The following is a 7,899-nucleotide window of genomic DNA, read 5'->3' as shown; positions in this document are numbered from 1 at the left end:
CCACAAAAGGCCCCGAGTCACCGGCCAGTCACAGGCGAGTCACAGGCGATCCAACCCCAAGCAGCGGGCGAGTCACCACTCCCCCGGCCGGTACCCCGATCAGCTCCGCCGGGCCGGACCCGCGGGATAGGCTGCGCCGTCGCTGCGGGACACAGATGGAACCCGCGCAGGCTGCTCAAGTTATTTTGGCGCAGGAAGCTTGCCTTACGCGCGCTTCGGTGCATCTTGAGCAAAGGCGTTCCAGTCCGGCCCCGCCAGCCAGCCCGTATCAACATGCCGCCGAGATGACTTTCCAGGACAGCTTCCCAAAACCGCTCGGCGACTATGTCCGCAAATCCAACATCGCCCTGGCCGTCTCGCGGCCCGACGAAGACGCGCCGCTGGTGCTGGTCAACGCTGCCTTCTGCGCGCTCACCGGATATGGGGCCGACGAGGTCCTGGGCCGCAATTGCCGTTTCCTGCAGGGCGAGGACACGACAGAAGAGATGCGCCGGCCGCTGCGCGACTTCGTGCAGGGGATCGGCCCCGACAGCGGGCGCTTCCCGATCCTGAACTACCGCAAGGACGGCAGCCGTTTTCTGAACTTCGTCTTCATGACGCGGCTCTTCGACCGCGAGAAGCAGCCGAGCTTCATTCTCGCCTCGCAATTCGACATGACATCGTCGCTGCGCCGCTCCGGGCTGGCCGCGAACGACGCGACCCTGCAGAGAGCCTTGAGCGATGTCGAACAGATCGGCCGTGAGTTCGGTCTCGCGATGGTCGGCTCCGCACAAATGATCGCGGACTCCGTGGCGCTCATGGCCCGGCTGTCCCTTGATGATGACTGGCCCTGAGGCAGGGCGACTGGGCAAGGACCTCGGACCGAGAATGGACGACAAGCACAGACAGCACGCCGAAGGCGCAGAGGGCGACAAGGAACGCCTGTGCATCGTCGGCATCGGCGCCTCGGCGGGCGGTCTAGAGGCGATCCGCGAGATGCTGACCGAGGCGCGCAGTGCCAGCAACCTGGCCTATGTGGTGATCCAGCACCTCGACCCGAACCACGAAAGCCTTCTGGCCGAGTTGCTGGCACGTCACACCGAACTGCGCGTGCGCCAAGCCTCGGGCGGCGAGAAGATCACCGCGGGCAATGTCTATATCATTCCGCCCGGCCACGGGCTGTCGGTCACGGGCGGCGTGCTGAACCTGACCGAGTTCGCCCAGCCGCGCGGACTGCGGCGGCCGATCGACGATTTCTTCGAGAGCCTCGCCCTCGATCAGGGCCGCTTTGCCGCCTGCGTGATCCTGTCGGGCACCGGAGCCGATGGCAGCGCCGGCCTGCGGGCGATCAAGGAGCATGGCGGGCTCTGCCTCGTGCAGGAACCGGCCACGGCGAAATACGATGGCATGCCGACCTCGGCGCAGGGCACGGGGCTGGTGGACTTCGTGCGTCGCCCCGAAGAGATCGTCGCGGCGATAGAACAGTTCTACGCATTGGCCTTCGAGCGCACCGCCGACCGGCAGCTGGCCAATACCGTCGAGGCGCATCTCGAGGACATCTGCGGGGTGGTGCGCAATTTCGTCGGCCATGATTTCTCGGGCTACAAGAAATCGACCCTGATCCGCCGCGTGCAGCGGCGCATCCAGGTGCTCGACCTTGCCGACGCCAGCGCCTATCTCAAACGCGTGCGCTCGGACTCTAAGGAATGCGAAATCCTGTTCCGCGAGCTCTTGATCAACGTCACGCGCTTCTTCCGCGACCCCGAGCACTTTGAACGGCTGCGCGAGCTGGCGGTGGCACCGCTGGTCCGCGGCGCCGGCAACGAGGACGAGATCCGCGTCTGGATCCCTGGCTGCTCGAGCGGCGAGGAGGCCTATTCGATCGCCATGATGTTCGCCGACGAGGCGCGGCAGCAGAAGCGCTCGACGCGGATCCAGATCTTCGCCACCGACATCGACGAGCAGATGCTGCGCATCGCACGCGAGGCGACCTATCCGCAATCCGCGCTGGCGGACATCCCCGAGGGGATGCGCGACCTTTATACCATCGCGCTCGACGGGCGGTTCCGCATCTCGGCACGGATCCGCGACATGATCCGCTTCTCCGTGCATTCCATCGTGCGTGACCCGCCCTTCTCGAACATCGACCTGGTGTCGTGCCGCAACCTGCTGATCTACTTCGGCGACCAGTTGCAGGCCATCGCGCTGCCGATCTTCCACTATGCGCTGAAGCCCGGCGCGACGCTCTTCCTTGGCCCCTCAGAGACGGTGGGTCGGCATGACCACGTCTTCGCGCCGCTTGACCAGAGCGCGCGGGTGTTCCGACGCAACAACGGCAGGCCCGAATATCCGCTGCACCTGCGCGCGGCGCAGCGCGGCGCCCCGCAGGGCCGCCGCCATGCCGCCGAAGACAGCGAGCCTCCCGCCCGGCTGGATTGGCAGGACAGCGACGTGGCCGAGCGCATCCTGGCGGCCTACGCCCCGCCGACGCTGCGCGTGACGCCGCGCGGCGAAATCCTCCGCTCAACCGGACGGCTGGGAAAGTACCTCGAGGTTTCTCCCGGCCCCGAGAGCGAGAATTTCGCGCCGTCGCTCGCCCGCTCGGGTGTCCGCGAAGCGCTCTCGGCGATCCTGCGCCAGGTGGCGCGCGGCAATAAGCGGACTATCTCGCGCGATCTGCGGGCGCAGTCCGAGTTCGGCGTGCAGGCCTTCGACCTGATCGCCGACCCGCTGGACGACGGCAGCATACTTCTGGTGTTCCGCGAACGCGATCGTTTCGAGCCTTTGGAGGATGACGCCTACGAGGACCTCGATCCCACAGACAGCCACGTGCAGAGCCTCGAGCATGAGCTGCGCGACACCCGCGCGCGGCTGCACACCACCGTCGAAGAACTGGAGACCGCGAACGAGGAGCTGAAAAGCTCCAACGAAGAGATGATGTCGATGAACGAGGAGCTCCAGTCGACAAACGAGGAGCTCTCGACCGTCAACGACGAGCTCAAGAGCAAGGTCGACGAGCTGTCCGTGGCCAATGCCGACCTGACCAACTTCTTCGCCTCCACCGCGCTGCCGCTGGTGGTCGTGGACTCGAAGATGGCGATCCGCAACTTCACCGACGCGATCCAGTCGATCTACCCGTTCCGCGGCACCGACCGGGGCCGCCCCTTGGCCGAGGTGACCTCGTCGCTGCGGCGCAACGAGGAGGTGCTTCAGGCGATCGGCGAGGTCATGCGCAACGGCGAGCTGCGCCAAATGCGGGTCAGCGACCGCGCCGAGGACCGCACCTGGTCGCTGGTCATCACCCCCTACCGCAGCCGAGATGGCGACCTGAACGGCGCGACGCTGGTCTTCACCGAGGTGACCGACGCGCTGCGCCTGGAAACCGCGCTGAAGCACGAGGGCGAGCGGCTGCGGCTGGCGCTCGATGTCTCGGGGCTGGCGGTCTGGGAATGCGATCCGCGCCGCGGCACGGTGATGCTCGACGACAGTGGTTGTGCGCTGCTCGGCATCGACGAACACCGGCTGCCGCTCGACCGGATGCTGGCGCCGCTCAACGAGGACAGCCGGGACGCGGTGCGGCACGCCCTCGACAGCTCGCTGGAAAGCGGCACGCCGATCGATGTCGTCGCCCGGTTGAACGGTCTTGGTGCCCATGCGCGTTCGATCCAGATGGTCGGCCGACGCATCGCCACGCCCCAGGCCGAACGGGTGCTGGGTGTGCTCTTCGACGTTACCGAGGAGCAGGACGCCAAGGACGTGCGCGAGATGATGCTCCGCGAAATGAACCACCGAGTGAAGAACATGTTCTCGATCATTTCGGGCATGGTGCGCATGGCGGGGCGGCAGGCCGACTCCGTCCCCGACCTGGTGGACGGGGTGCAGACCCGGATCAATGCGCTTGCCCGCTCGCACGACCTCACGCAGAAGACACCGCGCGGGCGGAAGTTCGGGCTCGAGGATGCCATCCGCGCCTCGCTTGAGCCCTATTGCGGCGACATGGACCTCATCCCCGGCGGCCCCGAGGTGCCCGTGGCCACGCAGGAGCTGACCTCGCTCTCGCTGCTGCTGCACGAGTGGTCTACCAATGCTGCCAAATACGGGGTTCTGGGGCACAAGCCTGGTCGGCTGGAAGTCGGCTGGACACGCGAAGGCGAGATTGTCGAACTGCTGTGGAACGAAATTCACGATGGGCGTGTTAAGCCTGACGATGGGGCAGCGGGCTTCGGCTCCACGCTGGTTCAGCTCTCGGCTGTCCAGCTGGGTGGCTCGGTCTCCGTTGAGTTCGGCGAACATGAAAGAAGGATGATACTGCGCTATGTCCCTGACGAGCGGTAAAAAGACCACGGCCCGACAACGGGTGATGATCTGCGAGGACGAGGTGATCGTCGCGATGGATCTACAGATGCTCGTCGAGGAATTCGGCTACGACGTGATCGGCCCCTTCCCCGGCCTGCGCGAGGCATTCGCGGCGCTCGGCTCCGAGCGCCCCGACATCGCGCTGCTTGATGTGCGCCTGAAAGACGGCGAGGTGTTCCCTCTGGCAGACCGGCTGCGCGACATGGGCGTCGGCCTCGTCTTCCAGTCTGGGCACGTCTACGACGACGAGATCCACGCCAAATATCCGAAGGCAGGCTGTTGCCTGAAGCCGATCAGCCCGGCGGGCCTGCGCAGCGCGCTGCAGAGCGCAGAGTCGCTCAGCACCGCTTAGGCCAGCGCCGAGCGTCAGCCCGGCAGCACCGCTGCCATGGCACCGATCGCAATCAGCCAGGCCGCGGCCACAGCGCCGGAAACGCGTCCGAGCCGGGATTGCAGGATATCCACCAAGCCCCAGACCAGCAGCACGAAGGCGGCGATCCCAAGGATGCTGCCGACCGCGCCGAGCAGGCCGGCACGGGTGAGCGCCGCCGCGTCGCCCGAAACCGCCGCCAGCGCCGCCCCCGTCATCGCAAGTACCACCAGCACACCGCGCGGCAGCGCCACACCCCAGAGCGCGAGACCGCCCAGCATCACCGCCGCGGCGGCACCCAGCCGCATCGGCACGGCAAGGTCCGGCATTGCCGCGTGCAACACGATGGCCCCTGCGCCTGCCAGCACCAGCGCCGGATAGGCGGCGCGCACACCGTCCAGCGGCTGCCGAGCGAGCAGGATGGCGAGCGCGGCCAGCACCAGCGTCTGGAGCGGCGCCATGACCGGATGCAGCAGCCCGCCGTAGAACGGCCCGAGGTCGCCGAAGGCTTCATGCGCGAGGGCGATCCGCGGCAGCAGCGCAAGCGCCACCGCCAGTGCAAGAGACCGCATGATCAAAGCGCGCCGGTCAGGAAGCCCGCGCCGAGTGCCGCGATCACCCCGCCCGCGCCGCGCACGGCGAACGTGCCGACGCGCGAGCGGGTCAGCATGCCGAAGCCGATGCCGCATAGGTGCAGCAGCCCGGTGCCGATCACGAAACCTCCGGCAAAGGCAAGCGGGCTGACCGCACCGGGCATCTCGGTGCCATGGGCATGGCCATGGAAGATTGCGAAAACCGCCACGATCACCGCCGCCACCGGAAGTGGCGGGCGCGCTGCGAAAAGCACGGCGAGCCCGATCACCAGACCCGAGGCGGCGATGCCGGTCTCGATGCCGGGCAGGGGCACGCCCACCGCCCCGAGCATCCCGCCAAGCGCCATCACCAGCGGGAAGGTCACCGGCAGCAGCCAGATCGCCGGCTTGCCGAGGAAGGCACCCCAGAGCCCGACGGCCACCATGGCGATCACGTGATCCCAGCCGAGGATCGGGTGCAGGAACCCCGTCACGAATCCTCCTGCCGCGACGCCTCCGGAATGGGCAAACGCCGGCGATGCCGCCCCAAGCGTGACCAGGGCAAGCACCGCTGCAACTGCCGACAAAGATCTGGAATGCATGGAAAACCCTCTTGAACGCTTTGAAATTCGAGTTTGCCGGAGGCTGCCACCTCCCCGCCGCGCTGACCAGCGCAAAAGGCGCGGACGCGCCGCAGATCGGGGTCTGCGCAGCGGCACAGTGCCAAAGAATATCCCGGCGCAGCACCCCGGCTCTTGACGAGCCTCCTCCCTGCCCGCCATCACTCTGGGAAAAACACGCGGCCCCGCCCGACAGCCAACAGGACGACCCACATATGTTCGATTTCTTCTCCGCCCGACGCCCCAGCACGCTGGCTTCGCAGGCGATGATCGCCACCTCGCACCCGCTGGCCACCGCGGCCGGCCTCGAGGTGCTCTCGGCCGGCGGCACCGCGGTTGACGCAGCGCTCGCCGCGGTGGCGGTGCAATGCGTGGTCGATCCGCTGATGACCGGCATCGGCGGCGACTGCTTCGCGCTCTACGCGCCGAAGGGCGGCGCGGTGAAAGCCTTGAACGGCTCGGGCCGCGCCCCTGCCGCCGCCACCGTCGCGGCGCTGAAAGAGGCGGGGCTCACCGACGAGATCCCGCAGACCAGCCCGCATTCGGTGACCATCCCCGGCGCGATCTCGGCCTGGTGCCTGCTGCACGCCGACCATGGCACGATGCCGCTCGACCAGCTTTTCGCCCGCGCCATCACCTATGCCGAGAACGGCTACGCCGTGACCCCGCGCGTGGCGCAGGACTGGGCCGAGGAAGCCGCGCTGATCGGCAAGGACGAACATGCCGCCAAGGTCTTCCTGCCGGACGGCCGCGCCCCCACCGCCGGCGAGCGCCACGCCCAGCCGCTGCTCGCCGATCGCCTGCGCGAGATTGCCGCGAAAGGCGCGGCGGGCTTCTACCAGGGCGAGACCGCCGCGAAGATGGCGACGCACCTGCAATCGCTCGGCGGGTTGCACACGGTCGCGGACTTCCACGCGGCCACCGATGCGGCCTTCTGGACCGACCCGATCTCCGCAAGCTACGCCGGGCACGAGGTGGTCGAATGCCCGCCCAACGGCCAGGGCCTCGCCGCGCTGCTGATCCTGCGCATCCTGTCGAAATTCGACATGGGCGCCGAGATGTCCGAGGCCGACCGCATCCACCTGCACGCCGAGGCCACCAAGCTCGCCTACCACCACCGCGATGCGCTGATCGGTGACCCGGCGAGCTGCCCGGACGTGGTCGAGACACTGCTGTCGGACGAGGTGGTGGGCAAGCTGGCCGCGCGCATCGACATGAGCCGTGCCATGGAACCCGCCCTTTGGGACGAGCCCGAGCACAAGGATACGATCTACCTCTGCGTCGTCGATGCCGAGGGCAACGCGCTGTCCTTCATCAACTCGATCTTCCACGGCTTCGGCTCGACCCGGCTCGACCCGCAAACCGGCGTGCTCTTCCATTCTCGCGGTGCCTCGTTCCGACTCATCGAGGGGCATCCCAACGCCATCGCCCCGAACAAGCGCCCGATGCACACCATCATCCCCGGCATGGTGATGAAGGACGGCAAGGTGGTGATGCCCTTCGGCGTGATGGGCGGCCAATACCAGGCGGCAGGCCACGCGGCCTTCCTGTCGGGCGTGCTCGACCTCGGTCTCGACCTCCAGGCGGCGATGGATGCACCGCGCAGCTTCGCCTATGGCGACGAGTTGCAGATCGAGCCCGGCGTCTCTGCTGAGACCCGCGCAGAGCTGGAAAAGCGCGGCCACAAGCTCAAGGTGATGACCAGCCCGATCGGCGGCAGCCAGGCGATCCGCATCGACGCGGCGAACGGGCTTCTGTCGGGCGGCAGCGACAGCCGCAAGGACGGGATGGCGCTCGGGTTCTGAACCAAGCCACAGACGGAAAACCGCAGCACCGCGCCATTCCGGCGCGGTGTTTTGCTGCCCGGCCCTGGCCTGTGCGCATGGCAGCCCTGCCCCGAGAGCCGTTGTGCCCGCGTCCGCAGACCTTAGATGCAAGCCAAACGGCGCTTTGCAGCGCGGCGCGGCCCCGCCGGATTTTTCTGCGACGGAAAGGCCGCCCC

General features: G+C 67.6%; 6 protein-coding genes. 4 read left to right on the top strand and 2 right to left on the bottom strand.

Annotation, left to right across the window (positions count from 1 at the left end):
* The first annotated feature begins 155 nt into the window (after positions 1 to 155).
* From IQ782_RS21300 to IQ782_RS21290, 3 genes are read left to right on the top strand one after another with little or no spacing between them, the layout of a single operon-like run.
* A complete protein-coding gene (locus tag IQ782_RS21300) occupies positions 156 to 833 on the top strand; it encodes a PAS domain-containing protein (protein ID WP_240989456.1) in 678 nt (225 codons plus the stop codon).
* 34 nt (positions 834 to 867) lie between these two features.
* Positions 868 to 4,314, top strand: coding sequence for a chemotaxis protein CheB (locus IQ782_RS21295; RefSeq protein ID WP_194136684.1), 3,447 nt, complete (start codon positions 868 to 870; stop codon positions 4,312 to 4,314).
* A complete protein-coding gene (locus IQ782_RS21290; RefSeq protein ID WP_194136683.1) occupies positions 4,295 to 4,687 on the top strand; it encodes a response regulator in 393 nt (130 codons plus the stop codon). The genes IQ782_RS21295 and IQ782_RS21290 overlap by 20 nt, the downstream gene beginning before the upstream one ends.
* A gap of 14 nt (positions 4,688 to 4,701) precedes the next feature.
* On the opposite strand, the gene IQ782_RS21285 is transcribed toward IQ782_RS21290, so the two are convergent.
* Positions 4,702 to 5,277, bottom strand: coding sequence for a hypothetical protein (locus IQ782_RS21285; protein WP_194136682.1), 576 nt, complete (start codon positions 5,275 to 5,277; stop codon positions 4,702 to 4,704).
* Positions 5,278 to 5,279: 2 nt separating this feature from the next.
* The gene (locus IQ782_RS21280) at positions 5,280 to 5,879 is read right to left on the bottom strand and encodes a HupE/UreJ family protein (protein ID WP_194136681.1); all 600 of its coding nucleotides are present in this window, start codon (positions 5,877 to 5,879) and stop codon (positions 5,280 to 5,282) included.
* 233 nt (positions 5,880 to 6,112) lie between these two features.
* Between IQ782_RS21280 and ggt the strand changes: the two genes are divergently transcribed.
* Positions 6,113 to 7,702: a gamma-glutamyltransferase gene (ggt, locus tag IQ782_RS21275; RefSeq protein WP_194136680.1), complete on the top strand. Its 1,590-nt coding sequence runs from the start codon at positions 6,113 to 6,115 to the stop codon at positions 7,700 to 7,702.
* The last annotated feature ends 197 nt before the right edge of the window (positions 7,703 to 7,899 follow it).

The organism is Salipiger mangrovisoli (assembly GCF_015223355.1).
Lineage (GTDB): Bacteria > Pseudomonadota > Alphaproteobacteria > Rhodobacterales > Rhodobacteraceae > Salipiger > Salipiger mangrovisoli.
Note: the sequence above shows the minus strand (reverse complement) of the source record. Positions and strands in the feature narration are given on the sequence as shown.